The organism is Roseateles sp. P5_B10 (assembly GCF_056400485.1).
In genome coordinates, this window is record NZ_JBFULE010001681.1 from 1 (window position 1) to 558 (window position 558).

General features: G+C 65.7%; 2 protein-coding genes. One reads left to right on the plus strand and one right to left on the minus strand.

All coding sequences use genetic code 11. The annotated features are described in order from the left end of the window. On the minus strand, positions 1–282 hold a 282-nt coding region (locus tag AC1DU6_RS35305; RefSeq protein WP_477863232.1), incomplete at its 3' end, for an FMN-binding negative transcriptional regulator. 38 nt (positions 283–320) lie between these two features. Here AC1DU6_RS35305 and AC1DU6_RS35310 point away from each other — a divergent pair. Then, the coding region (locus AC1DU6_RS35310; RefSeq protein ID WP_477863234.1) for a formate dehydrogenase accessory sulfurtransferase FdhD at positions 321–558 on the plus strand (238 nt) is incomplete at its 3' end.

The window sequence follows — 558 nt, forward strand, 5'->3', positions numbered from 1 at the left end:
CTGCACCGCGTCATAGTGGCTCGGGCTGATGTAGGCGCTCGGGCCGCTGAAGACGGCCAGCAGGCTCTTCTGCTGTGACAGCCAACCCCAGTGCGGATTGGCGCGTGCCATATGGCCTTCCAGCACAAGGCCGTCCTGCTGCGGCACGACGACCAGCGGCAGATGGCTGCCGAAGCTCTCGCCCTGCGCATCCGGCCCGATCAGCAAGGCCAGCGGATGCTCGGCGATCAGGCGCAATGCATGGTCGAGGTCGGCAGACTTGAAATGGGCGGGCAGGTACACGGTGGCTCCAGCAAAACGAGGCTTCTATCATCGCCGCCATGYAAACCGAGGCCGCGCTGCGGACATTGAAACCCCTGAATACGGCGACTGACGAAGAGGTCGCCGCCGAGGTGCCCGTGGCGCTGACGGTCAACGACATCTCGCAGGCCGTCATGCTGGCCACGCCGGCCGATCTGGAGGACTTCGCCCTCGGCTTCGGCCTCGCGGAAGGTTGGTTCACGTCGCGGCGCGAACTGCTGGACGTCGAGATCGAGACCCGGCCCGAAGGCATCGAAC